The organism is Streptomyces sp. DH12, assembly GCF_020873895.1.
Taxonomy (GTDB): Bacteria; Actinomycetota; Actinomycetes; order Streptomycetales; family Streptomycetaceae; genus Streptomyces.
The window spans coordinates 1-1,126 of the sequence record NZ_JAHWGT010000105.1 but is presented as its reverse complement, the minus strand read 5'-3'; the positions used below and the strand labels follow the sequence as shown (position 1 = coordinate 1,126).

General features: G+C 66.5%; 2 protein-coding genes. Both read left to right on the top strand.

The features are described 5' to 3' along the window. Nucleotides 1-250: ATP-binding protein (locus LPA54_RS32770; RefSeq protein WP_228984397.1), on the top strand; the 250-nt coding region annotated here is incomplete at its 5' end. 89 nt (nucleotides 251-339) lie between these two features. After that, on the top strand, nucleotides 340-1,068 hold the full coding sequence (locus LPA54_RS32765; protein WP_228917164.1) for a GntR family transcriptional regulator: 729 nt from the start codon (nucleotides 340-342) through the stop codon (nucleotides 1,066-1,068). Nucleotides 1,069-1,126: the final 58 nt, after the last annotated feature.

The window sequence follows — 1,126 nt, the reverse complement described above, 5'->3', positions numbered from 1 at the left end:
CCTCTACGGACAGTCCGACGAGGAGTGGGTTGTCCGGGTCGAGTGGTCACGAAAGGGGTCGTCTCTGCACGTGGAGGTGCACAACCCGGGATTTCCCGCGAGCGTGCGCCTCAGGCGACCGGACGCCGACGACGCTCACGGACGGGGGCTGCTCCTGGTCGACTCCATCGCGGATTCCTGGCGCTCCGGGCCCAGCCATCTCGGCGGAACGGTCGTCTCCTTCGTGGTCGCCGATGCCTGGCCGGCGTGACGGGATAGCTCACCTCTCCTACTGTCACTGTGAAAGTGTCGCTAGGCTGGTTGACCAGTTGACTTGGCCAATCCCGACAGGCGGCGTTCATGGCGTATGAAGTGGAGCCACCGAAGTATGTGCGCCTCGCGCAGACGCTTCAGCAGCGCATCGAGGACGGCACGTACGCGCCCGGCACCCGCGTACCGAGTGAGAACCAGCTGGTGCAGACCTTCGGGATGTCCCGGCCGACCGTCGTCCGGGCGCTGGAGCTGCTGAAGCGGGACGGCTGGCTCGAGTCCCGGCAGGGGTACGGCACGATCGTCCGCGGTCGACCGGAGGTCGTCGAGCAGAAAGACCGGCGGGGGCGTGAGGCGCTGGAGCGCGATGAGACGCAGGGTGCGGGGCGGCTGATCGAAGTCGGGCGTGTACCTGTCCCGGCTCGGGTCGCCTCGGCGCTCGGCCTGCCGAAGAAGACCGAAGTCCTCATGCGTCGCTTCCTGGTCGAGGAGGACGGTGAAGCTGTCGAGCTGGTCTCGTCGTACTTCCCCGCCGGCTTGGTCGAGGGCACTGAGCTGGGGACCGACGAGCCTCTGAGTGGAAGTGTCCGCGAACACCTCGAAACGCGGAAGAAGGTCCGCTTCGACCACGTGGTCGAGCGTGTGTCGGCCCGGCTGCCCGAAGCGAGTGAAGCCGAACTGCTGGATCTGCCGGACGGTATGCCCGTGCTGAGTGTCCTGGTCGTCGCCTGTGACGCCTCCGGCCGGTCCTTGCAGGTCGCTGACGTGCTTCTGCCCGCTGACCGGCAGGAACTCGAAGACACCTACCGCCTGAGCTGAGCCCCGTCCGGGAGTGAAACCCCGCGATATCAGCTTGACAAGTCAACCTGGCATCCTT